This window comes from Pseudomonas sp. GW821-FHT02A08 (assembly GCF_059422045.1).
Genome location: NZ_JBWKWD010000006.1, coordinates 128711 through 155221 on the forward strand (window position 1 = coordinate 128711; position 26511 = coordinate 155221).

Below are 26511 nucleotides of genomic sequence, written 5' to 3' on the forward strand. Positions count from 1 at the left end.
GCAACCATTGACCCCCAAGCCCGAATCCGGTTCAGTCAGGGGGCGTTGTTCGAACGTCAGCCAATAGCCTGGGCCTTCCACCAGCCACAGAACTCATCGAGCGCCGTCCAGAGGCTGACCTTGGGATCGTAATCCAGATAATGCCGGGCGCGGCTGATGTCCAGGGTGAAATTTTTGTTCATGACCTGCATGCCCAGGCGCGACAGCGTAGGTTCGGGACGCCCCGGCCACAACTTGCACACGCCCTCGTTGAGCGCCGCCACGCTGTAGGCCAGGCCGTAGGAACGGTAGCGGGTGACCTGTGGGACGTCCATGTTGCGCATGACGTAATTGACCACGTCCCACAGGGGAATCGGCGTGCCGTTGCTGATGTTGTAAGCCTTGCCCAACGCAGAACCGCTGGCCAGCAAACTGCTGAGCAACGCCTCGTTGAGGTTTTGCACGCTGGTGAAGTCAACTTTGTTCAGGCCGTTGCCGATGATTGCCAGGCGTCCCTTGCGCTGCATGTTCAACAGGCGCGGGAAGATGCTCATGTCCCCGGCCCCGGTGACGAAACGCGGGCGCAGGGCCAGGGTTTCGAGGCCGAACTCCTGGGCACCGAAGACTTTTTGCTCGGCCAGGTATTTGGTGGCGGCGTAAGGGTGTTTGAAGCGCTTGGGCACCTGTTCTTCGGTCAGGCCCAGATGATCGCGACCATCGAAGTAGATCGACGGCGACGACAAATGCACCAGTCGCCGGACCCGTTGTTTCAGGCAGGCTTCGACCACGTTCTCGGTGACCTGGACGTTGCCCTGATGGAAGTCCTGATAACGTCCCCACAAACCAACGGCACCGGCGCAATGCACCACGGACTCGACGTCCGAGCACAACTCGCGCGCCAGTTCCGGGTCGCTCAAGTCACCCTGGATGAACTCCGCTCCGCGGCGTACCAGATGCTCCACACTCTCGGCCCGGCGACCGTTGACCCGCACGTCCAGGCCCTGCTCCAGGGCAAAACGCGCAAAGCGCCCGCCGATGAAGCCGCTTGCGCCGGTAACCAGAATCTTCATGAATTGCTCCAACAAATGCAGCCACGAGCTTCAAGCGGCAAGCTGCAAGTTAAAAACGGTCCGCAAGCGCTTCACTTGCAGCTTGCAGCTTGACGCTTAAGGCTGCTTCCAAGGCACCAGCCATTGCTTCGATGCGCTGACCAATTGATCGGTGAGCAGCCCCAGCAACTGACCGCCATTACGCCAATGATGCCAGTACAGCGGCACATCGATCGGCTTATCTGGCAGCAGCTCCTGCAATACGCCCCTTTCCAGTTGCTCGCGCACCTGCAGCTCCGGGACCAGTCCCCAGCCCAGCCCGGCTTCCGTCAGACGAATGAAACCTTCGGAGGACGGGCATAAATGGTGTTCGAAACCGCCCTCGACGCCGAGGGACGCAAGGTAGCGATGCTGCAGGAAATCGTCCGGGCCAAACACCAGCGCAGGGGTTCGGGCCAACTGATCGGCGCGTACACCCTGGGGAAAATGCCGGGCAATGAAGGCGGGGCTGGCCAGTGCCCGGTAACGCATGGCCCCCAGCAACACGCTGCGCGCCCCCGCCACCGGACGCTCGCTGGCGCAGACGCAAGCCGCCACTTCACCGGCGCGCATGCGCTTGAGGCCCACGGTCTGGTCTTCGACCACCAGGTCCATCAACAGATGCTGTTGCGCGCAAAACTCGCCCACCGCCTGTGCCCACCAGGTGGCCAGGCTGTCGGCGTTCAGGGCGATCCGCAGGCGTTCCGGCAGGCCCTCTTCATCCAGCGCCGGCACCAGGCTTTGCAGATCCCGTTCAAGCAATCGCACCTGCTGCACATGGTTGAGCAACCGCCGGCCGATTTCCGTCGGCGTTGGCGGCGTTGCCCGCACCAGCACCGGCTGGCCAACCCGCGCTTCCAGCAGCTTGATACGCTGGGAAATCGCCGATTGCGACAAGCCCAGCACCTGGGCCGCCCGTTCAAAGCCGGCCTGTTCGACCACGGCGGCCAGGGCAGAAAGCAATTTATAGTCGAACATCAGTTTTCCTAATGAGCGATCAGCAAGATTGGTTTTTCTTATACAGCCTTCACAAGGACAATGACCAGCAAGAACTCTTGAACAAGGATCACCCACATGGCTGGCGAAACTTCATTGGCAACGCTGCTGCGCAGCATGAGCCCGCAACTCAATGCCGGCGAATACGTGTTCTGCACCCTGCGCGACGGCAGATTGCCCAAGGATCTGGAGATTGTCGGCAGCTTCCGCGAGCAGGAAGGCCTGACCGTGATTCTCGAACGTTCCCACGCTGAAAAAGCCGGATTCAGCTTCGACTACATCGCCGCCTGGATCACCTTGAACGTACATTCGGCCCTCGAAGCGGTCGGCTTGACCGCCGCGTTCGCCACGGCATTGGGCAAGGCCGGGATCAGTTGCAACGTGATTGCCGGCTACTACCACGACCATCTGTTTGTCGGCCAGGCCGACGCCGACCGTGCCCTGCAAGTGCTGCGGGATCTGGCAGCCAACGCGGAGTAGAAAATCATGTGGCAAAGTTATGTGAACGGGCTGCTAGTGGCCTTCGGCCTGATCATGGCGATCGGCACCCAGAATGCGTTTGTCCTGGCGCAAAGCCTGCGGCGCGAACATCACCTGCCGGTGGCGGCGCTCTGCGTGGCCTGCGATGCCCTTTTGGTGGCCGCCGGTGTATTCGGTCTGGCGACGGTACTGGCGCAGAACCCGACGCTGCTGGCCATCGCCCGCTGGGGTGGCGCAGCGTTCCTGTTGTGGTACGGCAGCCAGGCGCTGCGTCGGGCCTTTTCGAAACAGAGCCTTGAGCAGGGCGAAGGCCAGACCGTACGCTCGCTGCGGGCGGTGATGCTCAGCGCGCTGGCGGTGACCTTGCTCAACCCGCACGTCTATCTGGACACCGTTTTGCTGATCGGCTCCCTGGGCGCCCAACAAACCGAGCCCGGCGCTTATGTCGTCGGTGCGGCCAGCGCCTCGCTGTTGTGGTTTTTCACTCTGGCCCTCGGTGCGGCATGGCTGGCACCGTGGCTCGCCCGGCCCGGCACCTGGCGAATTCTCGATCTGTTGGTGGCGGTGATGATGTTTGCCGTAGCGCTGCAGTTAATCGTAGCCATCTGATTGGCGGAACCTCTATTCCACACAGTTGTTGCGTGGTTATGCCGCCCCCCCGGTGCTATGATCCGACTCCCTGCGCCGCAAAGAGTACAAACTCCCCGGCGCTTGTCTGGCCGCCCGTGATCGGCCTTGCGCTCACCGCAACTGACCTGATTAGGAGAATCATCATGGCTTTCGAATTGCCGCCACTGCCGTACGCACACGATGCCCTGCAGCCGCACATCTCCAAGGAAACCCTGGAGTTCCACCACGACAAGCACCACAACACCTACGTCGTGAACCTGAACAACCTGGTGCCAGGCACCGAGTTCGAAGGCAAGACCCTGGAAGAAATCGTCAAGACTTCCTCGGGCGGTATCTTCAACAACGCCGCTCAGGTCTGGAACCACACTTTCTACTGGAACTGCCTGGCGCCAAACGCCGGCGGTCAACCAACCGGCGCTCTGGCTGAAGCCATCAACGCGGCTTTCGGTTCGTTCGACAAGTTCAAGGAAGAGTTCAGCAAGACGTCCATCGGCACCTTCGGTTCCGGTTGGGGCTGGCTGGTGAAGAAAGCTGACGGCTCCCTGGGCCTGGCCAGCACCATCGGCGCCGGCAACCCGCTGACCAACGGCGACACCCCGCTGCTGACCTGCGACGTCTGGGAACACGCTTACTACATCGACTACCGCAACCTGCGTCCAAAGTATGTCGAAGCGTTCTGGAACCTGGTCAACTGGAAATTCGTGGCCGAGCAGTTCGAAGGCAAAACCTTCACCGCTTAAGCTCGACGCCAGTCAAAAAACCCGGCTTTTCAGCCGGGTTTTTTATTGCCCGGGATTTTCAGCGTTCGGCAGGGCCCCTTCGCGAGCAAGTCGGATCGCCGCACCGCCACTCCCACACTGGATAGTGTCGTATACAGATCAAATGTGGGAGCGGCGGTGCGGCGATCCGACTTGCTCGCGAAGAACGATGACGCGGTCAACCTGACTGAATACCTATCCCTGCGGATCGACGTTATCCAACGCGCGACTCACCGCCAGCTCCGCCAACATGACAATCTGCGAAATGGCCAGCGCTGTGTTGCGCTGGGGGCCATTCAGGTAGGTGGCGAAATCACTCGCCAGGACATTGGCTGAAGCCAGTGATTCACAGGCGTGGGCAAGAAGGGTTTCAGTGTCCATGTCGGGAACGATCATGAACATGGTGTGGGGGCTGTAGGGTTTGGTTGTGCTGCTGGGGGGATCGGGGATTAACTTATCTACTGAAATATTCCTATGCGGTGGGTGCCACCCATTGCCGTTCTCACACGGCAAAGAGGTGGCAGCTATGTGCGAGGTGAGAAAACCGGTCATAGGCACCCGGCCAGACAAAAGTCTGCCCGCACACAGCCGCCATAACGCATTTACAGACAGCGGATAAGCTGGCGGCAATTATGCGGATACTGGCACTGGATGACTATGACTTGCCGGGTTCTCACACCCGGTCGCTGAGTTTTCAGCGACAGTCAGAGGCTATTGAGTCCGCTTCCGACGGGCAACCTGAAAACTGCGTGGGAAACTTCTGGCGCTTTCCTACACCGCGCTAATGCCCAAAACGTAACGCGGAGCGTCCCTGGCAGCACTCCCACGCGGGAGCGTGGGAACGATCAGCTTAGAGGCGTGGGAGATTGGTCGGCTGTCAGGCCGCCTTCGCGAGCAAGCCCGCTCCCACAGGGGATTGCGTGTATCTGCGAGAAATTGGTTGGCTGTCAGAGGCCGCCATCGCGAGCAGGCTCACTCCTACAGCACAGCAAAGGCAGAGCGGCGTACACCTTCGCTCTTCACCACTCATCAGGCCGAGCGTTAGCTCGCCTGCAGCTCTTGATCTTGATCCACCCGCCCCCTCGGCAGGCTGAGTGGAGGCGTTCATCCGGGGGTGGGCGCGCAGCGCCGTTCGGCGAAGCCGAACACATCGAGAGGAGGTCGAAGCGAAGCCGACCGGAGGCGATGCACCCGGATGAATGCCGGAGCGAAGGAACCCCGAGCCTCAGCGAGGGGCCGTACGTAAGGGGCGAGACCTTTTGGTTCCTTTTGGGGCGTTTGCCAAAAGGGACTCGCCGTAAGGGCGAAACCACCAGCCGCCGTTACCGCAGAAATGGATATGTACTCCGTTAAAGTTCCAAAACAACCTACAAAATCCAAGGCATTTTCCAACGATGAAACAATCCTTCCAGCCCTTGCTCCCCCGTCCACGACGACTAACATCAAACAAAAGGAAAATATCTCCACCCCCGCCCCTCAAGTTGAAGGACTCGACAACCGACACAGTGCTAATAGGCTAACTCGCCAGGACAACTGCAAATCGGCCAAGCTGCAGGCAAAATCCCCCAAGGATGATTGTCCCTTTGACTGCCATCACGGGATTGCCAATACTCATGGCAACTTGATGCTACCCGCACGGAACAAGGAATAACCCTTTGAAGCTGGAACTCAAGAACAGCTTGTCGGTGAAGTTGCTCCGGGTCGTGCTCCTGTCGGCATTGATAGTCGGCGTGGTCTTGAGCTGCGCGCAGATTGTGTTCGATGCCTATAAAACACGCCAGGCCGTCGCCAGCGATGCGGAACGGATCCTCGACATGTTTCGCGACCCCTCGACCCAGGCCGTCTACAGCCTGGACCGGGAAATGGGCATGCAGGTGATCGAAGGCCTGTTTCAGGACGAAGCCGTGCGCAAGGCCTCCATCGGCCATCCCAATGAAGCCATGCTCGCGCAAAAAAACCGCGAATTGCAGCACTCCAACAGTCGCTGGCTGACCGACCTGATTCTTGGCAAGGAACGCACCTTCACCACCCAACTGGTCGGACGCGGGCCCTACAGCGAGTATTACGGCGACCTGAGCATCACCCTCGATACCGCCAACTACGGCCAAGGGTTCATTGTCAGCTCGGTGATCATCTTCATCTCGGGCGTCCTGCGCGCACTCGCCATGGGACTGGTGTTGTACCTGGTCTACCACTGGCTGCTGACCAAGCCGCTGTCGCGGATCATCGAGCACCTCACGGAAATCAATCCGGATCGTCCCAGCGAGCACAAGATTCCGCTGCTCAAGGGGCACGAGAATAACGAACTGGGCATCTGGATCAATACCGCCAACCAGTTGCTCGAATCCATCGAACGCAATACCCATCTGCGTCACGAAGCGGAAAACAGCCTGTTGCGCATGTCCCAGTACGATTTCCTGACGGGGCTGCCGAACCGCCAGCAATTGCAGCAGCAACTGGACAAGATCCTCATCGACGCCGGCAAACTGCAGCGCCGGGTCGCGGTGCTGTGTGTCGGCCTCGATGACTTCAAGGGCATCAACGAGCAGTTCAGCTACCAGACCGGCGACCAGTTGTTGCTGGCCCTGGCCGATCGCCTGCGCGGTCACAGCGGTCGTCTGGGCGCCCTCGCCCGCCTCGGTGGCGACCAGTTCGCCCTGGTCCAGGCCGATATCGAGCAGCCCTACGAAGCCGCCGAGCTGGCGCAAAGCATTCTCGATGACCTGGAAGCGGCGTTTGCCCTCGACCATCAGGAAATCCGCCTGCGCGCCACCATCGGCATCACCCTGTTTCCCGAGGACGGTGACAGCACCGAGAAATTGCTGCAAAAGGCCGAGCAGACCATGACGCTGGCCAAGACCCGCTCACGCAACCGCTATCAGTTCTATATCGCCAGCGTCGACACCGAAATGCGCCGCCGCCGCGAACTGGAAAAAGACCTGCGCGATGCGTTGATCCGCAATCAGTTCTACCTTGTCTACCAGCCGCAGATCAGCTACCGCGACAACCGCGTGGTGGGCGTCGAAGCCCTGATTCGCTGGCAACACCCCGAGCACGGGATGGTGCCGCCGGACCAGTTCATCCCGCTGGCCGAACAGAACGGTACCATCATTGCCATCGGCGAATGGGTGCTGGACCAGGCCTGCAAACAACTGCGCGAATGGCATGACCAGGGCTTCTCCGACCTGCGCATGGCGGTGAACCTGTCTACGGTTCAATTGCACCACGCCGAACTGCCACGGGTGGTCAACAACCTGCTGCAGATGTACCGCCTGCCACCGCGCAGCCTGGAGCTGGAAGTCACCGAAACAGGCCTGATGGAAGACATCAGCACCGCGGCCCAGCACTTGCTCAGCCTGCGCCGCTCCGGCGCGCTGATCGCCATCGACGACTTCGGAACCGGCTATTCGTCCTTGAGCTATCTCAAGAGCCTGCCCCTGGACAAGATCAAGATCGACAAGAGCTTCGTCCAGGACCTGCTCGACGACGACGACGATGCGACCATCGTTCGCGCCATCATCCAGCTGGGCAAGAGCCTGGGCATGCAGGTGATTGCCGAAGGCGTGGAAACCGCCGAGCAAGAGGCCTACATCATCTCCGAAGGCTGCCACGAAGGTCAGGGCTATCACTACAGCAAGCCACTGCCGGCACGGGAACTGGGCGTTTACCTCAAGCAGGCCCAACGCAGCAATGCGGCCATCCTCTGAAACAACGCAGCCTTGTAGCAGCTGGCGAAGCCTGCGTTCGGCGGCGCAGCCGTCGTGAGATCAGGCAACTCGGTGTGTCAGGCGAACTGCGTCGTCAGGGTTTACGACGGCTGCGCCGCCGAACGCAGGCTTCGCCAGCTGCTACAAGGCTGCGATCTTTTGATTTGCAGCAAAACACCCGCTGAATAAGAAATATTTACAGGTACAACCCTTTACACATAATGCGAAAGATTTGCATTATGTCGCAGTTTTGCGTGTGCAAGCACGACTCCACCCCTATCGAAGCAGGATGTTCGCCATGATTCGTATGCCTCTGGCTACCGCCAGTCTGTTGGCCATCGCTATTTCCCTCGCCGGTTGCGGCGAAGGCAAAGACCAAGAAAAAGCTGCCGCGCCAGCTGCCAGCACTGCGACTGCCCCGGCTGCTCCAGCCGCTGCGCCTGCCGCTGCCGGTAAAGTCGACGAAGCCGCCGCCAAAGCCGTTGTCGCCCATTACGCCGACATCGTTTTCGCCGTTTACAGCGATGCCGAATCCACCGCGAAGACCCTGCAAACCGCCGTAGACGCCTTCCTCGCCAAACCGAACGACGACACCCTGAAAGCCGCCAAGGCTGCCTGGGTTGCCGCTCGCGTGCCTTACCTGCAGAGCGAAGTGTTCCGCTTCGGCAACACCATCGTTGACGACTGGGAAGGTCAGCTGAACTCCTGGCCACTGGACGAAGGCCTGATCGACTACGTCGACAAATCCTACGAACACGCTCTGGGCAACCCTGGCGCCACTGCCAACATCATTGCCAACACTCAAGTGCAGATCGGCGAAGACAAGGTCGATGTCAAGGACATCACCCCGGCAAAACTCGCCAGCCTGAACGAGCTGGGCGGTTCCGAGGCCAACGTCGCCACCGGCTACCACGCCATCGAATTCCTGCTCTGGGGCCAGGACCTGAACGGTACCGGCCCTGGTGCCGGCAACCGTCCGGCTTCGGACTACCTGGAAGGCAAAGGCGCTACCGGCGGTCACAACGATCGTCGTCGTGCCTACCTGAAGTCCGTGACTCAGCTGCTGGTCAGCGACCTGGAAGAAATGGTCGGTAACTGGAAGCCGAACGTGGCCGACAACTACCGCGCCACCCTGGAAGCGGAACCGGCTGAAACCGGCCTGCGCAAAATGCTGTTCGGCATGGGCAGTCTGTCCCTGGGCGAACTGGCGGGCGAGCGCATGAAGGTTTCCCTGGAAGCCAACTCCCCGGAAGACGAACAGGATTGCTTCAGCGACAACACCCACAACTCGCACTTCTACGATGCCAAGGGCATTCGTAACGTGTACCTGGGTGAATACACTCGTGTCGACGGCACCAAAATGACCGGCGCCAGCCTGTCGTCCCTGGTGGCGAAGGCCGATCCGGCTGCCGACACCGCGCTCAAAGACGACCTGGCCGCCACCGAAGCCAAGCTTCAGGTCATGGTCGACCACGCCAACAAGGGTGAGCACTACGACCAGTTGATCGCTGCCGGCAACACCGCAGGCAACCAGATCGTCCGTGACGCCATCGCTTCCCTGGTCAAGCAGACCGGTTCGATCGAAGCCGCTGCTGGCAAACTGGGCATCAACGACCTGAACCCGGACAACGCTGATCACGAATTCTGATCAACGCTGGCTGAGTGAGTAAAAAGGCGACCTTTGGGTTAATGCGATCAGTTAGGCGAACCCAAACGCTACGCCGACCTTGTAGCAGCTGCCGAAGGCTGCGTCCGGCTGCGCAGCAGTCGTAAATCCGGCTCGCACGATCTCTCTGAGGTACCGCGAACTCTGATTTTACGACTGCTGCGCAGCCGGACGCAGGCTACGCCAGCTGCTACAGATTGCGTTGTGGCTTAACTGATCGGCATTAACCTTCGGGTCGCCTTTTTTGTCGAGCCGAGCTCCCACAGGGTCCAGTGTCATCCGGATTACCTGCCCCACATCAAGCAAACGATAATTCCTCTTATTCAAATTCCCATCCCCTGTTAGACTTTGCGCCCTCGTTTTGCTCGTCTTGCAGGATATCTGATGCCCTCGCTGCCTCTTCGCTTGTCCGCACTGTTTCTGGCCCTGGGCCTGAGTGCCTGCGATGACGCCCCGAAATTCACCCGGGCCGAACCCGGTGAAGCCCGCTCCGGCGGCAGTGCGACGGTGCGCAAGACCGATCAGAACGCGTTTTCCATGCCCTCGGCGAACCTGCCGCCGTCACGGCGCGTGGATTTCAGTGTCGGCAACAGCTTCTTCCGCAGCCCCTGGGTGATCGCCCCGTCGACGACGACCGCTCGCGATGGCCTCGGTCCACTGTTCAACACCAATGCCTGCCAGGGCTGCCACATCAAGGACGGCCGTGGCCATCCGCCGACTCCCGACGATGTGAACGCCGTGTCGATGCTGGTACGCCTGTCGATTCCCGACGCCCCGGCGTATGCCAAGGTCATCGAACAGCTCGGCGTGGTGCCGGAGCCCGTCTACGGCGGCCAGTTCCAGGACATGGCCGTCCCCGGCGTGGCCCCCGAAGGCAAAGTGCGGGTCGATTACACCGCCGTGCCGGTTCGCTTCAAGGACGGCACCGAAGTCGAGCTGCGCAAACCAAGGCTGAACATCACCCAGCTGGGCTACGGCCCGATGCACCCCGACACCCGTTTCTCGGCCCGCGTGGCGCCGCCGATGATTGGCCTGGGCCTGCTCGAAGCGATTCCCGACGAGGCGATACTGGCCAATGCCCAAGCACAGGCCAAGGCGAACAACGGCATCAGCGGGCAACCGAACCGGGTCTGGGATGACGCCCGGCAAAAGACCGTATTGGGACGATTTGGCTGGAAAGCCGGACAACCGAACCTCAATCAACAAAATGTTCACGCGTTTTCGGGTGATATGGGCCTCACGACCAGCCTGAGACCCTTTGATGACTGCACGGAAGCGCAAACGGCCTGCAAGCAGGCACCGAATGGCAACGGCCCGAATGGCGAGCCGGAAGTCAGCGACAACATTCTGCGCCTGGTGCTGTTCTATAGCCGCAACCTTGCCGTACCGGCCCGTCGTGACGTTAACGCCCCTGAAGTGCTGGCCGGCAAGACCCTGTTTTATCAGGCCGGTTGCCAGTCCTGTCACACACCGAAATACACCACCGCCGCCAACGCCGCCGAACCTGAACTGGCCAATCAAGTGATTCGCCCGTACAGCGATCTGCTGTTGCATGACATGGGCGACGGCCTGGCCGACAACCGTACCGAGTTCCAGGCCAGCGGCCGCCAATGGCGCACCCCGCCGTTGTGGGGTATCGGCCTGACACAGGCGGTCAGCGGCCACACTCAGTTCCTGCACGACGGCCGCGCCCGCAACCTGCTCGAAGCCGTGCTCTGGCATGGCGGCGAGGCACAAGCGGCGCAGCAACAGGTTTTGTCTTTCAATGCCGAGCAACGCGCCGCGTTGCTGGCGTTCCTGAATTCCCTTTAACACGCATTCCACTCGCGGGAGCCCGACATGTTCCGTCCCAAACTGTTGTTCACCAGCCTTGCCGCCCTCGCCCTGGGCGCCTGCTCGCCCCAGGACCCGCAAGCGGTCACGTCGGCGGCCATCGCCAAGTCGGTGATCCTGCCGACCTACACCCGCTGGGTTGAAGCCGACCGTCAATTGGCGGTCAGCGCCCTCGCCTACTGCGAAGGCAAGGAAAACCTGGAAACCGCCCGTGCCGACTTCCTGCATGCACAAAAAGCCTGGGCCGAGCTGCAACCCTTGCTGATCGGGCCGCTGGCCGAAGGCAACCGTTCGTGGCAAGTGCAATTCTGGCCGGACAAGAAAAACCTGGTCGGCCGTCAGGTCGAGCAACTGGTCACCGCCCAGCCGCAAATCGATGCCGCCGCCCTGACCAAGTCCAGCGTTGTGGTACAGGGTCTCTCGGCCTACGAATACATTCTGTTCGACAGCAAGCCTGACGTGGCCAACCCTGAGCAGAAGAGCAAATACTGCCCGCTGCTGGTCGCCATCGGTGAACGCCAGAAGCAATTGGCCGAAGAGATTCTGCAAACCTGGAACAACACCGACGGCATGCTCGCGCAAATGAGCAAGTTCCCGAACCAGCGCTATGCGGACTCCCACGAAGCGATCGCCGACCTGCTGCGCGTGCAAGTCACCGCCATCGACACCCTGAAGAAAAAACTCGGCACGCCAATGGGCCGACAGAGCAAGGGCGTGCCGCAACCGTTCCAGGCCGATGCATGGCGTAGCCAGGCCTCCCTGACCAGCCTGGAAGCCAGCCTCGCGGCCGCCAAAACGGTCTGGGAAGGTGTGGACAACAAAGGCCTGCGCGGACTGTTGCCGAGCGAACAGAAGCCGTTGGCCGACAAGATCGACACCGCCTATGCCGCCTCGCTGAAACTGTTCGCCGGCAACCAGCGCTCGTTGACCGACATGCTCAATGACGAGGCCGGCCGCCAGCAACTCAACGAGCTGTATGACAGCCTCAACGTCGTGCACCGCCTGCACGAGGCCGATCTGGCCAAGGCGCTGGGCATCCAACTGGGCTTCAACGCCAACGACGGTGACTGATGAGGGACGGTTCCATGCTGCGACGCCAGGTTCTGACATTAGGTAGTTTGCTGCTGGGTGCAGTAACGCTGGGCGGCTGGAAGCTGTTCAGGCAAAAGGACAAGAGTCCGTTGTTGCTTTCGGCACGGGACGATACCGACGGCCAGCATTACGCCGTCGGTTATCGTCTGGATGGTACCCAGGTGTTTGCCACCCAGGTCGGCCAGCGTTGCCACGACATCGTCAACCACCCGACACTGCCGGTCGCGCTGTTCGTCGCTCGCCGTCCGGGGACCGAGAGCTACCTGATCGACCTGCGCAACGGTGCACTCCTGCAAACCCTGGTGTCACAGCCGAACCGGCACTTCTACGGGCACGCGGTCATTCACCACAGCGGCGACTGGCTGTACGCCACCGAAAACGACACCACCGATCCGGGTCGCGGCCTGCTCGGCGTGTACAGATTCGAAGGCGAACGGCTGGCGCACAGCGGTGAGATTTCCACCCACGGCCTCGGTCCGCACCAGGTGTCGTGGATGCCCGATGGCGAAACCCTGGTGGTGGCCAACGGCGGGATTCGCACCGAGGCCGAAAGCCGGGTGGAGATGAATCTCAACGCCATGGAACCGAGCCTGGTCCTGATGCACCGTGACGGCACCCTGCTGAGCAAGGAAACCCTCGCCCAGCAGATGAACAGCGTGCGTCATCTGGCCATCGCCAGCGACGGCACCATCGTCGCCAGCCAGCAGTTCATGGGCGCGGCTCACGAGTCGTCGGAGTTGCTGGCGATCAAGCGGCCCGGTCAGCCCTTCGTCGCGTTCCCGGTGCCCGAGCACCAGTTGCAGTCCATGGGGCACTACACCGCCAGCGTCGCGGTACACAGCGACTTGCGCCTGGTGGCGTTGACCGCACCGCGGGGCAACCGCTTTTTCATCTGGGACCTGGACAGCGGTGAGGTACGCCTTGACGCGCCACTGCCCGATTGCGCCGGGGTCGGTGCCGTGGCCGATGGTTTTGTCGTGACCTCGGGCCAGGGGCGCTGCCGCTACTACGACTGCCGCCAGACAAACCTGGTCGCGAAACCACTGGAGCTACCCGCAGGGCTCTGGGACAACCATCTGCACCTGATGGCCTGAATCATTGAAAAGATCGCCCCCCTGGGCCACGCCTGCATCGGGATGACGTATACCCCGCAGGCGCGACCCGAAGCGGCGAATCTTTTCAGGCTTTCACCCCTCTAATACCTCATAACCTGTAAAAACGGCAGTTGGATTACCCTCTACACTCCCGGTAATGTGCCCCGCTGTCTCACCTGATTCTCTCCAAGGAACTGGAATATGCTGCGTCGCCGCATGCTGATCATGTTGGGTGTGGTTCTACTGATTGTGCTGGTCCTGGCTGCATACAAAGCCTTCTCGATCTACACGATGGTTCAAGGCTTCTCTGTGCCCCGGCCGGCCATCAGCGTTGCCGTGGCCACCGCCACCGAGCGCCCGTGGCAAGCCCGTCTGCCCACCGTTGGCACGCTCAAGGCATTGCAGGGCGTGGACCTGAGCCTGGAGACCGATGGCACCGTCATCGACGTCCAGTTCGAGTCAGGGCAGAAGGTCAAGGCCGGTCAGCCCATTGTCCGGCTCGACAGCGCCGTGGAAAGCGCCTTGCTCGAAACCGCCTTGGCCGACCTCGGGCTGGCCCAGCTGGACTACAACCGTGGCAGCCAGCTAGTGGGCAGCCAGGCGATTTCCAAAGGTGAGTTCGACCGACTCTCGGCGGTCCTGAAAAAAAGCAGGGCCACGGTCAATCAGCTCAAGGCCGCGCTCGAGAAAAAACGCATCATCGCGCCGTTCAGCGGCACCATCGGCATTCGTCAGGTGGACGTCGGCGACTATGTGGCCAGCGGCACCATGATCGCCACCCTGCAAGACCTCAGTAGTCTGTACGTCGACTTTTTCGTGCCCGAGCAGTCGGTGCCGAAGATTGCGCTCGGCCAGCCGGTGCAGGTCATTGTCGCGGCGTATCCGACCCTGGAGTACCCCGGCACCATCAGTGCAATCAACCCTAAAGTCGAGAACAGCACCCGTAACGTGCAGGTGCGCGCCACCCTGGCCAACCCCGATGGCAAGTTGATGCCAGGCATGTTCGCCAGCCTCCAGGTGCTCCTGCCCGACCCGCAGCCGCGCATCGTGGTACCGGAAAGCGCGATTACCTACACGCTCTACGGCAACTCGGTGTATGTGGCCACACCAAAGAAGGCCGAGGATGGCAGCCTGGTAAAGGACGACAAGGGCCAGCCGGTGCTGATCGCCGAACGGCGTTTTGTCGAGACCGGTGAACGCCGCGACGGGCAAGTGATGATCACCAAAGGTGTGCAGAGCGGCGAGAAAGTGGTGACCGCCGGCCAGCTCAAACTGGATAACGGCTCACGCGTTGCCATCAGCGACGACAAGACCCTGGCCGGGCAGAACAGCCCGCCACGCGCGGACTGATCAAGGAATTCCCATGGCTTTTACCGACCCGTTCATCCGCCGTCCGGTTCTCGCTACCGTGGTCAGCCTGTTGATCGTGCTGCTGGGCTTCCAGGCCTGGAGCAAGCTGCCGCTACGCCAGTACCCGCAAATGGAAAACGCCCTGATCACGGTGACCACCGCCTACCCCGGGGCCAACGCCGAGACCATCCAGGGCTACATCACCCAACCGATGCAGCAAAGCCTGGCCAGCGCTGAGGGCATCGACTACATGACCTCGGTCAGTCGCCAGAATTTCTCGGTGATCTCGATCTACGCGCGCGTCGGCTCCAACAGCGACCGTCTGTTTACCGAGCTGCTGGCCAAGGCCAACGAGGTCAAGAACCAGCTGCCCCAGGACGCTGAAGACCCGGTGCTGAGCAAAGAGTCTGCCGATGCGTCAGTGCTGATGTACATCAGCTACTTCAGCAAGGAGTTGAGCAACCCGCAGATTACCGATTATCTGTCACGGGTGATCCAGCCCAAGCTGGCGACCTTGCCCGGCATGGCCGAAGCCGAGATCCTCGGTAACCAGGTATTTGCCATGCGCCTGTGGCTGGACCCGATGAAAATGGCGGGATTCGGCCTCAGTGCCAGCGATGTGACCAACGCGGTGCGCCAGTACAACTTCCTCTCTGCCGCCGGCGAGGTGAAGGGCGAATACGTAGTCACCAGCATCAACGCCAATACCGAACTCAAGTCCGCCGAAGCCTTCGGGACAATTCCGCTCAAGGTCGATGGCGACAGCCGTGTGCTGCTGCGGGATGTGGCACGTGTGGAAATGGGGGCGGAAAACTACGACTCCATCAGCTCGTTCGGCGGCACCCCTTCGGTGTACATCGGCATCAAGGCGACGCCCGGCGCCAACCCGCTGGAAGTGATCAAGGAAGTGCGCAAGATCATGCCGGACCTGGAGGCCCAGCTACCGCCGAACCTGAAAGGTGAAATCGCCTACGACGCCACCCTGTTCATCCAGGCTTCGATCGACGAAGTGGTAAAGACCCTGTTCGAAGCGGTGCTGATCGTGATCGTGGTGGTGTTCCTGTTCCTCGGGGCCCTGCGCTCGGTGGTGATCCCGGTGGTGACCATCCCGCTGTCGATGATCGGCGTCATGTTCTTCATGCAGATGATGGGGTACTCGATCAACCTGCTCACCCTGCTGGCGATGGTTTTGGCCATCGGCCTGGTGGTGGATGACGCCATCGTGGTGGTGGAAAACATTCACCGTCACATCGAGGAAGGCAAGACACCGCTCGAGGCCGCCATTGAAGGCGCCCGGGAAATCGCCATGCCGGTGGTTTCGATGACCATCACCCTGGCGGCGGTGTACGCACCGATCGGCTTCCTGACCGGCCTGACGGGGGCGCTGTTCAAGGAGTTCGCCCTGACCCTGGCCGGCGCGGTGGTGATTTCCGGTATCGTCGCCCTGACCCTGTCGCCGATGATGTGTGCGTTTCTGCTGCGTCACGACGAGAATCCCAGCGGTCTGTCCCATCGCCTGGACATGATTTTCGAACGCCTCAAGCGCCGCTACCAGAGCCTGCTTCACGGCACCCTCAACACCCGCCCGGTGGTGCTGGTGTTCGCCGTGATCGTGTTGTGCCTGATCCCGGTCCTTCTCAATTTCACCAAATCGGAACTGGCGCCGGATGAGGACCAGGGCATCATTTTCATGATTGCCAACGCCCCGCAACCAACCAACCTCGACTACCTGAACACCTACACCGACGAATTCGTCTCGATCTTCAAGGCGTTTCCCGAGTACTACTCGTCGTTCCAGATCAACGGCTTCAACGGCGTGCAATCGGGCATCGGCGGTTTCCTGCTCAAGCCATGGGACGATCGCAGTCGAACGCAAATGGCGATCCTGCCCGAGGTACAGGCCAAACTGGAAAAGATCCCGGGGCTGCAGATCTTCGGCTTCAACTTGCCGTCACTGCCGGGCACCGGCGAAGGCGTGCCGTTCCAGTTCGTCATCAACTCCGCCAACGATTACGAATTGCTGCTGCAGGTGGTCGACCGGGTCAAAAAACGTGCGAAGGAATCCGGCAAGTTTGCGTTTGTCCACGTTGACCTGGCCTTCGACAAGCCGGAGGTAGTGGTGGATATCGACCGCGCCAAGGCTGCGCAGATGGGAGTTTCCATGCAGGACCTGGGGGGAACCCTGGCGACCCTGCTGGGTGAAGGCGAGATCAACCGATTCACCATTGAAGGTCGCAGCTACAAGGTCATTGCCCAGGTCGAGCGGCCGTTCCGTGACAATCCGGACTGGCTCAACAATTACTACGTGAAAAACACCAAGGGTGAACTGTTGGCGTTGTCGACCCTGATCACCGTCACCGACCGCGCTCGACCGAGGCAGCTGAACCAGTTCCAGCAACTCAACTCGGCCATCCTGTCCGGCGTGCCGCTGGTGAGCATGGGGGAAGCCATCGACCTCGTGCGCCAGATCGCCCGGGAAGAGGCCCCCGCCGGCTTTGCTTTCGACTACGCCGGCGCATCGAGGCAGTACGTACAGGAAGGCAGTGCCCTGTGGGTCACCTTTGCCCTGGCACTGGCGATCATTTTCCTGGTGCTGGCGGCCCAGTTCGAAAGCTTCCGCGACCCGCTGGTGATCCTGGTCACCGTACCCCTGTCTATCTGCGGCGCATTGATTCCGCTGTTCCTGGGGTGGTCGAGCATGAACATCTATACCCAGGTCGGGCTGGTGACCTTGATCGGACTGATCAGCAAGCACGGCATCCTGATCGTCGAGTTTGCCAATCAGCTACGCAAGGACAAGGGCCTGACCGCACGGGAAGCGGTGGAGGAAGCGGCGGCCATCCGGCTGCGTCCGGTGTTGATGACCACCGCGGCGATGGTGTTTGGCATGGTGCCATTGATCATCGCCAGCGGTGCTGGTGCGGTCAGCCGGTTCGACATCGGCACGGTCATCGCGACGGGCATGTCGATCGGGACGCTGTTCACCCTGTTTGTGTTGCCGTGCGTCTACACGGTGCTGGCCAAACCGGATAAGCCCTGATGTAGAAAAACCTGTGGGAGCGGGCTTGCCCGCGAAAGCGATTGATCAGTCGACTTACTGGTTGAATGACACACCGCTTTCGCGAGCAAGCCCGCTCCCACATTGAATCGTGCATGTTTGGACGTCAGGGCAAAAAAAGGCCTCGCATCAGCGAGGCCTTTCATTTTGGCTTCAATCGGTTCAATTCTGCGGCCTCAATCCCTGAGAAAGACCGAACATGAACAGCAACAAGTCATGATCGGGTCGAGTGGACACGGATGCCTTGGCAACCCGTGGCAACGGACAATGTTCTTCTGCGTTTATCGAGCTGAGAACCTGGGGGCGTGGTTGCTCCCAGGTTGCCATCGCGATCGATGCAACTGCCAAGGCTCCTACCAGAAACAAACCTCGTGCAATTTCGAGTTTCATCGCTATAAACCCTTGATAGCGCTGCCAAACGCCGTCTCATAAAAGTAGATGAGCTTTTTCCAGTCTGCATCGCTGAACGACGAGTGGCGACGCAACTGCTTCAAGTCATGGACAGCCGCGCGATTGGCGGTCAAACGCTGTCGGCATTTCTCCAGATCAATCAGGGCAACCTCGACCTTGGCCGTCTCGCCCTCACCGGTCACGCGAACGAAAACATGCTTGTCGTAAAGACAACCGTGCTGCCAGTGGCCCTTGTGCATGCGAGCCAGGTTTTCAGCCAGGTCCTTGAGCACTCGATCGTTTATGGCTTCACCATGACGCTCGCGACCGCCACCGGCGTACCAGCGATCGATTTCCTCGTAGCCGTCCAGCGACTTGGTGACCAGCAAGGCACGCCACTTGTGTACAGGATCGCGCTGTGCGCCACAGAAAACGATGTCCGGAACCCGTACGCCAAGCGCGGTCACGCCTATGAGCGCAGCATGCTCGCGCATTACCGTAGGCCGCCCGAAAGGGTGCTGCAAGCTACGATGGATATGCCCGGTCTGGCGCTTGACGTAGAGCAATTGACCATCACTGCCCATCAGGCGTTGAACGCCGCTTTCCCCGCCGCGACGGACGTTGGGTTCTTCAACCCATTCACCGCGCTGATTCCAGAAGTAATCGAAGCGGTCCTGGGGAACGACTTCCGTTTCTGCTGCACACTGCACTGCCATCCTGTTACCTCTTGCGTAATACATAAACTCGCCACATGGCATAGAGCGGCAAAAAGTCCAGTTGTTCCTGGATGCGGAAACCCGCCTGCTCAAATTCCTTTTCTACGGTAGCGGCCGGTAACACAAAGCGGTTTTGGTAACCTTCCTGCCCACGGGTTTTCTCCGAACGCTTGCGTTTCCAGGCCTTGAAGTTGCCATCGACCCACAGCGAAAGGATCACGCTATCACGGGAAACCCGCTCGAATTCACGCAAAATAGCCATGCGATGCTCGGCTTCACCAATGTGGTGGAGCAATCGCATGCAAAAAATGCTGTCGACGGAGTTGTCCGGCAAGGCGATGTCGAATGCGGATGTGTGCAAGGGTTGTACCCGTTTCACCACATCGACAGGTTGCGCCTGGATTGCGATCTTCAGCATGGACTCCGAATTATCGGCACCGATGATCACACGGTTGGATTTTTCCGCCAACAAGGGCCAGAAACGTCCTGCACCACAAGGTAAATCGAGGACCAGACCAGGTTCGCCAACTCGGGCCAGCGCCTTACGCGCCATTTGCTCGTCACGCCAATGGGACAATTGACGGCCGAGACCTTCCTTGTGTTTGCGCAAATAGCGTTGCGCGTGTTGATCGTCGTACTTTTCCGAAAAATCGAGTTTGATCGGGCCGTCCATCATCAGGTCTCCTGAACTTCTGATAGCAACTACCTTAGATTTTGCGGTGTCGACGACTGGTCATCCATTTGTGAAAATATCGTTAGGCGAAACCCGGAAGTATTACAGGGTTTTTCAGAATTGATAGGGTTTGCCGGGCGCCTGACACAACAGATCAAGTTCGGGACAGCTCCACCTGAAAACGGCAGCCACTGGGCTCCATCGTAGTCAGGCTGACGCTCCAGCCCTGGTTTTCACAGATCCGCTGCACCAGTGAAAGCCCCAGGCCCAAACCTTCCCCGCGCTTTTCAGTGCCCCGAACGAAGGGTTCGAACATCGCCTCGCGTTTTTCCTCGGGAATGCCCACACCGCTGTCTTCGACCAGAAATCCCGTGCCCGTCAGGCTCAAGCGAATGAAGCCCCGTTCGGTGTAGTGCAAGGCGTTGCGCAGCAAGTTCCCCATTACCGCATGCAGGAACGTCGCGTTGTAACCCTTGGCCTCGGGGACGCCCGGTTCGAAGATCAGTTCCAACCCTTTGCTTTCGATAGGTTCGCGCCACAGACCGACCAGGTCCTCGGCCACCTGGCCCAGGGACTGCTGCGGCGACATGCTGGCGTCTTCGCGCTGGGCACGGGCCAGCATCAGGAAGGTTTGCACCAGCTCACGCATTTCTTCACATGCCCGGGCAATACGCTCGACCTGAGCGCGACCGCGCTGATCGATACCTGGGTTTTCCAGCAGCAACTCGCAGGAACTGGCCAGGATCATCAGGGGGGTACGCAATTCGTGGCTGACGTCGCTGGTGAACAAACGCTCTCGGTTCAGGGCCTGACGCAAGCGTCCGAGGGTGGCGTCGAAGGCCACGGCCAGTTCGCCCACTTCGTCAGCGGCGTAATCCGGCGCCAAGGGGGGAGCCAAGCCCAGCAGTTGATCGCGATGGCGCACCTGGCGGGCCAGCCGCACCACCGGCGCCATGACCCTGCGTGCCAGCACCCAGCCAAGAAACACCGCCAGTGCCAGACTCAGCACGAAACCCACCAGCACCACGGCAAACAGCACCCGTTCACGCTCTTCGAAGTCGCTCTGGTCCTGTAACAGCACGTAACGTCGGCCGTCGACGATTTCGACCATGGCGTGGTACGACAGGTTTTCACGGAACACTTCGTGGAAACCCGGCTCCAGGTGCCGCAAATCCTTGGGCAACCTGAAATCGCCCGGCCCGTTGCTGAAGTAGAACAATTGGTCCGGTTCGGGGCGGTGGCTCCAGTCCGTGACATTGTCCATCAACAACAGACGCTGCAAATCGCCGCCCAGACCGGCCGAAATCAGCTTTTCCTCCACCAGGTGCACGGTCGCCACGATGCCCATGGCAAAGGCGCCCGCCACCAGTGCGCTCATCAGCGCAAAGGCAATGATGATGCGTTGAGCAAGGCTCTGCTTAAACTCCATCACGGCCCTCAGCCAGGCGATACCCCACACCGTGCACGGTTTGCAGCAATGGCTTGGCGAAAGGCTTGTCGATCACCTGGCGCAGTTGGTGGACATGGCTGCGCAGGCTGTCGCTGTCCGGGCAGTCGTCGCCCCAGAGCGCCTCTTCAAGAATTTCACGGCGCAGCACATGAGGGCTTTTCTGCATCAGCACGGCCAGCAACTTCAGGCCGACCGGGTTGAGTTTCAGCAACCGGCCTTCGCGAGTGACTTCCAGGGTGTCCAGGTCGTAGCTCAGGTCGCCGACCTGCAAGGTCCGTCGCCCGCCGCCCTGGGTACGGCGCATGACCGCTTCGATACGCGCTGCCAGCTCTGACAGGGCAAACGGTTTGATCAGGTAGTCATCGGCGCCGGACTTGAAGCCTTGCAGACGGTCATCCAATTGATCGCGGGCCGTGAGCATGATCACCGGCGTTTCGCGGCGAGCATCCTCGCGCAGGCGCTTGCACAAGGTGTAGCCATCGATGCCGGGCAACATGATATCGAGCACGATCAAATCGTAGTGCTCGGTGGCCGCCAGATGCAGGCCCGACAGACCATCCTGAGCGCAATCCACGGTATAGCCTTTGAGCCCCAGGTAATCGGCCAGGTTGGCCAGGATATCGCGGTTGTCTTCAACCAATAGAATTCGCATGGGTATCTCTCCGTCCACAGTAACGGCCGTCGTGGCCCGCGCAGCTTAAGGCCAAGTGTGGCTCACGGCTAGGGGAAGGCCGTGGGTGAATCAATTTGCTCAACCAAAAGGTAAGATTGACAAGTTTTTCACTATCGATTCACACGCTGACAACAGCGGCCAGTGGAGACTGTCACGCGATTGATAACAAGGAATATAGAAAATGGACTATTTGAAGACAGCCCCCATGCGCTTTTTGCTGCTGGTCACCGGGATCTGGCTGGCGATATTTTTTCTGACTCGAACAGTCCTGCTCCTCACGCATCTGGATGAGGCCGGTAGCGGCTTCCTGTCGGTGTTCGGTATCGGGCTGCTCTACGACCTGGGTTTCATTGCCTACGCGGCACTGCCCATGGGGCTCTACCTGTTGCTGTGCCCGCCGGCCCTTTGGCGCACCCGTGGCCATCGCTGGTTTCTTCAAGGTCTGCTGACTGTCAGTCTGTTCGCGATGTTGTTCACCTCGGTGGCCGAGTGGCTGTTCTGGGATGAGTTCGGCGTGCGCTTCAACTTCATCGCCGTCGACTACCTGGTGTATTCCGACGAAGTACTGAACAACCTGCTTGAGTCGTACCCGATCGGCACGCTGCTGAGCATCCTCGCCGTGCTGGCCGTGGTCCTGAGCCTTGTATTGCGTAAAGCGTTCAACGCCGCACTCGATGCGCCATTGCCGCCGTTGCGTGGGCGCCTGCTGAATGCACTCGGCTTGCTGATCGTCGCCGGCCTGAGCCTGCAGTTGCTCAGCCAGGACGCCCCGCGCGCCCAGGGCGGCAACGCCTATCAGAACGAACTGGCGAGCAATGGTCCGTATCAATTCTTCGCGGCATTCCGTAACAACGAACTGGACTACCCGCAGTTCTACAGCACACTGCCGGCGGCCGTGGTTGCCCAACAGATTCGCGCCGAACTGGCAGAACCCAATGCCCGCTTCGTAGGTGAGGACCCGCAGGACATTCGCCGACAAATCGATAACCCAGGCACCCCGCGCAAGCCCAATATCGTGCTGGTCACCATTGAAAGCTTCAGCGCCAAGTACATGGGCAGCAACGGCGACACCCGCAACCTGACCCCCAACCTTGATGCCTTGCGCAAGCAGAGCCTGTATTTCAATAATTTCTACGCCACCGGCACCCGCACCGATCGCGGCCTGGAAGCCATTACCCTGGCGATCCCGCCGACGCCCGGTCGCTCGATCGTCAAGCGCGTGGGTCGTGAAAGCGGCTTTGCCAGCCTTGGCCAGCAACTCAATGCCGTGGGTTACGACAGTGTGTTTGTCTACGGCGGCCGCGGTTATTTCGACAACATGAATGCGTTCTTCAGCGGCAATGGCTACCGCGTCGTGGACCAGAGCAGCGTCGAAGAGTCGGAGATTCACTTCAAGAATGCCTGGGGCATGGCAGACGAAGATCTCTACAACCAGACACTGAAACTGGCCGATGCCGACTATGCCAGGCAACAGCCATTCCTGCTGCAGCTGATGACGACGTCCAACCATCGCCCTTACACCTATCCGGACAACCGGATCGACATCAAGTCCGGCAACGGCCGTGACGGTGCGGTGAAATACACTGACTACGCCATCGGTCAATTCCTTGATCAGGCGCGCCAGAAACCCTGGTTCGACAATACAATCTTCATCTTTGTCGCCGACCACACCGCAGGCAGCGCCGGCAAGGAAGACTTGCCGATCGACAACTATCAGATTCCATTGTTCATCTATGCGCCCAAGTTGATCGAAGCTCGGGAAACGGCACAACTGGCCAGCCAGATCGATCTGGCGCCGACCTTGCTGGGCCTGCTCAATCTGGATTATGAATCGACATTCTTTGGACGTAACCTGTTGCAGGATAATCCGCTGCCAGCGCGGGTGTTGGTCGGTAACTACCAGCACCTTGGGTTGTTCGACGGCAAGGACCTGGCGATTTTGAGCCCCCGCCAGGGATTGCGTCGTCACGATGACGCGCTGACCGAAAGCCGCGAGTCCCGGTCGACCGCCGATGACCCGCTGATTACCCGCGCAATCACCTATTACCAAACCGCCAGTTATGGCTTCAAGCAACAGCTGCTTGGCTGGAAGGCGCCCAAGGAGGGTGCTGGTCAAGTCGGCGAACGTTAACCGAATCACCCCGGGCTGATGCCCCGTGGTTTTTCATTTGTTCAGGATCCACCATGTCATCAACCGCTGTCCGCCCTGCCCCTCGCCCGCTCAACTTCCGGGTGTGCCTGGGGGTTCCCGCCATTACGGCGATCGTTCTGGTGTTGCTCGAACTGACCTCACTGGACATGGACCTCGCCAAGCTGTTCTACGACCCCGTCGCGGGTGACTTCATCGGACGGCACAGTTACTTCCTGGAAAACATCCTGCACGATCGCGCCAAGCAAGTGGTCATCGCCTTCTCGGTGTTTGCCATCTTCGGCTACATCGCTTCGTTCTTCATGGCCAGGCTCAAACCGTTCAAGCGGGAACTGGGTTGCCTGGTGTTGTCCCTGGGCCTGGCGACTTCCTTTGTCACGCCGATGAAAGCGGTGACGGCGGTGCAATGCCCATGGAGCCTTGAGCAGTTTGGCGGTCACGAGACTTACAGCGAGTTGTTGAGCCATCGCCCGGCTACCGAGAAACCCGGCCGTTGCTGGCCTGGTGGCCATGCGGCGACCGGCTTCACACTGTTTGCCCTGTTTTTCGTATTGCGTGACCGTCGCCCGCGCATGGCTCGCGCAGCGTTTGTCTTCGCCTTCGCCCTCGGTTCGGTGTTCTCCATCGGGCGGATGATGCAGGGCGCCCACTTCTTCTCGCACAACGTGTGGACGGCGGTTTTCTGCTGGCTGATTTGTTTGGGGTCGTATTACTACGTCCTGTATCGACCGGCTTTGAGGGCTGAACGCGGGGCCACTGCAGAACCTGTCGGCGCCTGACCTGACGCCTTCGCGGGCAAACCACGCTCCCACAGGATTTACGCAACTCCCTGTGGGAGCGGGCTTGGTCCGGGCGGCGTTCCGACGAAGGCGGTGGTTCAGACAACTTAATGGGTGACTGACACCCCGTCTTCGTCGGAACGCCGCCCGGACCAAGCCCGCTCCCACAATGGATCGATGTGAACATTGAAGTCCGGGCAATAAAAAACCCCGCCTGCTTTCGCAGGCGGGGTTTTTTCGTACAGGGGTAAGGCTGGCTTACATCATGCCGCCCATGCCGCCCATGCCGCCCATGTCTGGCATACCGCCGCCAGCACCGCCGTCTTTCTTCGGTGCGTCAGCAACAGCAGCTTCGGTGGTCAGGATCAGACCGCCGATCGACGATGCAGCTTGCAGCGCGGAACGGGTAACCTTGGTTGGGTCCAGGATGCCCATTTCGATCATGTCGCCGTATTCGCCAGTCGCAGCGTTGTAACCGAAGTTACCTTTGCCGTTCTTGACTTCGTTGACCACAACGCTTGGCTCGTCACCGCTGTTGGCAGCGATCTGACGCAGCGGTGCTTCAACGGCACGGCGCAGAACAGCGATACCCACGTCCTGATCAGCGTTGTCGCCTTTCAGATCGTTCAGGGTTTGCAGAGCGCGGATCAGCGCAACGCCACCGCCAGGTACCACGCCTTCTTCAACGGCTGCACGGGTAGCGTGCAGGGCGTCTTCAACGCGGGCTTTCTTCTCTTTCATTTCTACTTCGGAACCAGCGCCAACCTTGATCACTGCAACGCCGCCGGACAGCTTGGCCAGACGCTCTTGCAGTTTTTCACGGTCGTAGTCCGAGGAAGTTTCGGCAACCTGAGCACGGATCTGAGCAATGCGGGACTCGATGTCGCCTGCTACGCCAGCACCGTCAACGATGATGGTGTTTTCCTTGGAGATGGTCACGCGCTTGGCGCTGCCCAGGTTTTCCAGGGTGGCTGCTTCCAGGCTCAGGCCGATCTCTTCGGAGATAACGGTACCGCCGGTCAGAACGGCGATGTCCTGCAGCATGGCCTTGCGGCGGTCGCCGAAGCCTGGAGCCTTGACGGCTGCGACTTTGACGATGCCACGCATGTTGTTCACGACCAGAGTCGCCAGGGCTTCGCCTTCAACGTCTTCGGAAACGATCAGCAGTGGACGGCCGGCTTTGGCAACGGCTTCCAGCACTGGCAGCATTTCGCGGATGTTCGAGATCTTTTTGTCGACCAGCAGAACCAGCGGGTTGTCCAGCTCGGCAACCATGGTTTCCGGCTTGTTGACGAAGTACGGGGACAGGTAGCCACGGTCGAACTGCATGCCTTCTACAACCGACAGTTCGTTTTCCAGGCCAGTGCCTTCTTCAACGGTGATCACGCCTTCTTTACCGACTTTTTCCATGGCTTCGGCAATGATGTCGCCGATGGAGTTGTCGGAGTTGGCGGAGATGGTACCAACCTGAGCGATGGCCTTGGTGTCAGCGCATGGCTTGGACAGGTTTTTCAGCTCTTTGACGATGGCGATGGTCGCCTTGTCGATGCCGCGCTTCAGATCCATCGGGTTCATGCCGGCAGCGACGGCTTTCAGGCCTTCGTTGACGATCGACTGAGCCAGAACGGTAGCGGTGGTAGTACCGTCACCAGCGTCATCGTTGGCACGGGAGGCAACGTCTTTGACCAGCTGCGCGCCCATGTTTTCGAAACGGTCTTCGAGTTCGATTTCTTTGGCGACGGAAACGCCGTCCTTGGTGATGGTCGGAGCGCCGAAGCTCTTCTCGATGATCACGTTACGGCCTTTCGGGCCCAGGGTCGCTTTTACCGCGTCAGCCAGGACGTTGACGCCTTTGAGCATTTTCTTGCGGGCGGAATCGCCAAACAGAACTTCTTTAGCAGCCATGATCGATATTCCTTAAATACTTTGTAGTAGCGGGAAAATGAACGG

The 26511-nt window shown here is 60.0% G+C and carries 21 protein-coding genes; 12 read left to right on the forward strand and 9 right to left on the reverse strand.

The annotated features are described in order from the left end of the window. Nucleotides 1–56 precede the first annotated feature (56 nt). The gene (locus AC07W4_RS06765; protein ID WP_008052525.1) at nucleotides 57–1049 is read right to left on the reverse strand and encodes an NAD-dependent epimerase/dehydratase family protein; all 993 of its coding nucleotides are present in this window, start codon (nucleotides 1047–1049) and stop codon (nucleotides 57–59) included. 96 nt (nucleotides 1050–1145) lie between these two features. Further along, the gene (locus AC07W4_RS06770; RefSeq protein WP_495031918.1) at nucleotides 1146–2045 is read right to left on the reverse strand and encodes a LysR family transcriptional regulator ArgP; all 900 of its coding nucleotides are present in this window, start codon (nucleotides 2043–2045) and stop codon (nucleotides 1146–1148) included. 96 nt (nucleotides 2046–2141) lie between these two features. Between AC07W4_RS06770 and AC07W4_RS06775 the strand changes: the two genes are divergently transcribed. From AC07W4_RS06775 to AC07W4_RS06785, 3 genes are all read left to right on the forward strand, one after another. Next, nucleotides 2142–2543: an ACT domain-containing protein gene (locus AC07W4_RS06775; RefSeq protein WP_008052529.1), complete on the forward strand. Its 402-nt coding sequence runs from the start codon at nucleotides 2142–2144 to the stop codon at nucleotides 2541–2543. 6 nt (nucleotides 2544–2549) lie between these two features. Next, a complete protein-coding gene (locus AC07W4_RS06780) occupies nucleotides 2550–3152 on the forward strand; it encodes a LysE/ArgO family amino acid transporter (protein ID WP_414875032.1) in 603 nt (200 codons plus the stop codon). A gap of 164 nt (nucleotides 3153–3316) precedes the next feature. Continuing rightward, the gene (locus AC07W4_RS06785) at nucleotides 3317–3913 is read left to right on the forward strand and encodes a superoxide dismutase (protein WP_008052532.1); all 597 of its coding nucleotides are present in this window, start codon (nucleotides 3317–3319) and stop codon (nucleotides 3911–3913) included. 213 nt (nucleotides 3914–4126) lie between these two features. Here the strand turns inward: AC07W4_RS06785 and AC07W4_RS06790 are convergent, their stop codons facing one another. Continuing rightward, complete coding sequence (locus AC07W4_RS06790) at nucleotides 4127–4333, reverse strand: DUF6124 family protein (RefSeq protein WP_495031919.1); 207 nt, start codon at nucleotides 4331–4333, stop codon at nucleotides 4127–4129. A 1253-nt stretch (nucleotides 4334–5586) separates the two neighbouring features. Here AC07W4_RS06790 and AC07W4_RS06795 point away from each other — a divergent pair. The 7 genes from AC07W4_RS06795 to AC07W4_RS06825 all read left to right on the forward strand — a co-directional run bounded on the left by AC07W4_RS06795 (nucleotide 5587) and on the right by AC07W4_RS06825 (nucleotide 17713). Next, nucleotides 5587–7638: a putative bifunctional diguanylate cyclase/phosphodiesterase gene (locus AC07W4_RS06795; protein ID WP_495031920.1), complete on the forward strand. Its 2052-nt coding sequence runs from the start codon at nucleotides 5587–5589 to the stop codon at nucleotides 7636–7638. 298 nt (nucleotides 7639–7936) lie between these two features. Next, nucleotides 7937–9286, forward strand: coding sequence for an imelysin family protein (locus AC07W4_RS06800; RefSeq protein ID WP_495031921.1), 1350 nt, complete (start codon nucleotides 7937–7939; stop codon nucleotides 9284–9286). A gap of 402 nt (nucleotides 9287–9688) precedes the next feature. Further along, on the forward strand, nucleotides 9689–11116 hold the full coding sequence (locus AC07W4_RS06805; RefSeq protein ID WP_495031922.1) for a di-heme oxidoreductase family protein: 1428 nt from the start codon (nucleotides 9689–9691) through the stop codon (nucleotides 11114–11116). Between the two features lie 27 nt (nucleotides 11117–11143). After that, nucleotides 11144–12208 (forward strand): imelysin family protein, encoded by a 1065-nt coding sequence (locus AC07W4_RS06810; protein ID WP_495031923.1) that lies wholly within the window; start codon nucleotides 11144–11146, stop codon nucleotides 12206–12208. 14 nt (nucleotides 12209–12222) lie between these two features. Further along, nucleotides 12223–13323 carry a DUF1513 domain-containing protein gene (locus AC07W4_RS06815; RefSeq protein WP_495031924.1) on the forward strand — a complete coding sequence of 367 codons (1101 nt, stop codon included), beginning with the start codon at nucleotides 12223–12225 and terminating at the stop codon, nucleotides 13321–13323. Between the two features lie 201 nt (nucleotides 13324–13524). Continuing rightward, entirely contained in the window at nucleotides 13525–14673 is a 1149-nt protein-coding gene (locus tag AC07W4_RS06820; protein ID WP_495031925.1) for an efflux RND transporter periplasmic adaptor subunit, read from the forward strand. A gap of 13 nt (nucleotides 14674–14686) precedes the next feature. After that, the gene (locus tag AC07W4_RS06825; protein WP_495031926.1) at nucleotides 14687–17713 is read left to right on the forward strand and encodes a multidrug efflux RND transporter permease subunit; all 3027 of its coding nucleotides are present in this window, start codon (nucleotides 14687–14689) and stop codon (nucleotides 17711–17713) included. 180 nt (nucleotides 17714–17893) lie between these two features. Here the strand turns inward: AC07W4_RS06825 and AC07W4_RS06830 are convergent, their stop codons facing one another. The 5 genes from AC07W4_RS06830 to colR all read right to left on the reverse strand — a co-directional run bounded on the left by AC07W4_RS06830 (nucleotide 17894) and on the right by colR (nucleotide 21612). Then, the gene (locus tag AC07W4_RS06830; RefSeq protein WP_495031927.1) at nucleotides 17894–18121 is read right to left on the reverse strand and encodes a hypothetical protein; all 228 of its coding nucleotides are present in this window, start codon (nucleotides 18119–18121) and stop codon (nucleotides 17894–17896) included. A 2-nt stretch (nucleotides 18122–18123) separates the two neighbouring features. Beyond that, complete coding sequence (locus AC07W4_RS06835) at nucleotides 18124–18837, reverse strand: lipopolysaccharide kinase InaA family protein (RefSeq protein ID WP_495031928.1); 714 nt, start codon at nucleotides 18835–18837, stop codon at nucleotides 18124–18126. Nucleotides 18838–18841: 4 nt separating this feature from the next. Further along, nucleotides 18842–19510 (reverse strand): class I SAM-dependent methyltransferase, encoded by a 669-nt coding sequence (locus AC07W4_RS06840; protein WP_495031961.1) that lies wholly within the window; start codon nucleotides 19508–19510, stop codon nucleotides 18842–18844. Nucleotides 19511–19664: 154 nt separating this feature from the next. Continuing rightward, a complete protein-coding gene (locus tag AC07W4_RS06845; protein WP_495031929.1) occupies nucleotides 19665–20939 on the reverse strand; it encodes a sensor histidine kinase in 1275 nt (424 codons plus the stop codon). Further along, nucleotides 20929–21612: a two-component system response regulator ColR gene (gene colR / locus AC07W4_RS06850; RefSeq protein WP_007985839.1), complete on the reverse strand. Its 684-nt coding sequence runs from the start codon at nucleotides 21610–21612 to the stop codon at nucleotides 20929–20931. Before colR ends, AC07W4_RS06845 begins: the two co-directional genes overlap by 11 nt. Nucleotides 21613–21814: 202 nt before the next feature. Here colR and AC07W4_RS06855 point away from each other — a divergent pair, with 202 nt between their 5' ends. Beyond that, nucleotides 21815–23764: an LTA synthase family protein gene (locus tag AC07W4_RS06855; RefSeq protein WP_495031930.1), complete on the forward strand. Its 1950-nt coding sequence runs from the start codon at nucleotides 21815–21817 to the stop codon at nucleotides 23762–23764. A 53-nt stretch (nucleotides 23765–23817) separates the two neighbouring features. Beyond that, nucleotides 23818–24561: a phosphatase PAP2 family protein gene (locus AC07W4_RS06860; protein WP_495031931.1), complete on the forward strand. Its 744-nt coding sequence runs from the start codon at nucleotides 23818–23820 to the stop codon at nucleotides 24559–24561. A gap of 258 nt (nucleotides 24562–24819) precedes the next feature. On the opposite strand, the gene groL is transcribed toward AC07W4_RS06860, so the two are convergent. After that, complete coding sequence (groL, locus tag AC07W4_RS06865; RefSeq protein WP_008053540.1) at nucleotides 24820–26466, reverse strand: chaperonin GroEL; 1647 nt, start codon at nucleotides 26464–26466, stop codon at nucleotides 24820–24822. Between the last annotated feature and the right edge of the window lie 45 nt (nucleotides 26467–26511).

Coding starts and splice junctions, on each gene's coding strand:
- colR (WP_007985839.1), bottom strand. CDS start 21,612: ATGCGAATTCTATTGGTTGAAGACAACCGCGATATCCTGGCCAACCTG.
- AC07W4_RS06790 (WP_495031919.1), bottom strand. CDS start 4,333: ATGTTCATGATCGTTCCCGACATGGACACTGAAACCCTTCTTGCCCAC.
- AC07W4_RS06810 (WP_495031923.1), top strand. CDS start 11,144: ATGTTCCGTCCCAAACTGTTGTTCACCAGCCTTGCCGCCCTCGCCCTG.
- AC07W4_RS06800 (WP_495031921.1), top strand. CDS start 7,937: ATGATTCGTATGCCTCTGGCTACCGCCAGTCTGTTGGCCATCGCTATT.
- groL (WP_008053540.1), bottom strand. CDS start 26,466: ATGGCTGCTAAAGAAGTTCTGTTTGGCGATTCCGCCCGCAAGAAAATG.
- AC07W4_RS06845 (WP_495031929.1), bottom strand. CDS start 20,939: ATGGAGTTTAAGCAGAGCCTTGCTCAACGCATCATCATTGCCTTTGCG.
- AC07W4_RS06825 (WP_495031926.1), top strand. CDS start 14,687: ATGGCTTTTACCGACCCGTTCATCCGCCGTCCGGTTCTCGCTACCGTG.
- AC07W4_RS06765 (WP_008052525.1), bottom strand. CDS start 1,049: ATGAAGATTCTGGTTACCGGCGCAAGCGGCTTCATCGGCGGGCGCTTT.
- AC07W4_RS06775 (WP_008052529.1), top strand. CDS start 2,142: ATGGCTGGCGAAACTTCATTGGCAACGCTGCTGCGCAGCATGAGCCCG.
- AC07W4_RS06815 (WP_495031924.1), top strand. CDS start 12,223: ATGCTGCGACGCCAGGTTCTGACATTAGGTAGTTTGCTGCTGGGTGCA.
- AC07W4_RS06855 (WP_495031930.1), top strand. CDS start 21,815: ATGGACTATTTGAAGACAGCCCCCATGCGCTTTTTGCTGCTGGTCACC.
- AC07W4_RS06820 (WP_495031925.1), top strand. CDS start 13,525: ATGCTGCGTCGCCGCATGCTGATCATGTTGGGTGTGGTTCTACTGATT.
- AC07W4_RS06785 (WP_008052532.1), top strand. CDS start 3,317: ATGGCTTTCGAATTGCCGCCACTGCCGTACGCACACGATGCCCTGCAG.
- AC07W4_RS06840 (WP_495031961.1), bottom strand. CDS start 19,510: ATGGACGGCCCGATCAAACTCGATTTTTCGGAAAAGTACGACGATCAA.
- AC07W4_RS06860 (WP_495031931.1), top strand. CDS start 23,818: ATGTCATCAACCGCTGTCCGCCCTGCCCCTCGCCCGCTCAACTTCCGG.
- AC07W4_RS06770 (WP_495031918.1), bottom strand. CDS start 2,045: ATGTTCGACTATAAATTGCTTTCTGCCCTGGCCGCCGTGGTCGAACAG.
- AC07W4_RS06835 (WP_495031928.1), bottom strand. CDS start 18,837: ATGGCAGTGCAGTGTGCAGCAGAAACGGAAGTCGTTCCCCAGGACCGC.
- AC07W4_RS06805 (WP_495031922.1), top strand. CDS start 9,689: ATGCCCTCGCTGCCTCTTCGCTTGTCCGCACTGTTTCTGGCCCTGGGC.
- AC07W4_RS06830 (WP_495031927.1), bottom strand. CDS start 18,121: ATGAAACTCGAAATTGCACGAGGTTTGTTTCTGGTAGGAGCCTTGGCA.
- AC07W4_RS06780 (WP_414875032.1), top strand. CDS start 2,550: ATGTGGCAAAGTTATGTGAACGGGCTGCTAGTGGCCTTCGGCCTGATC.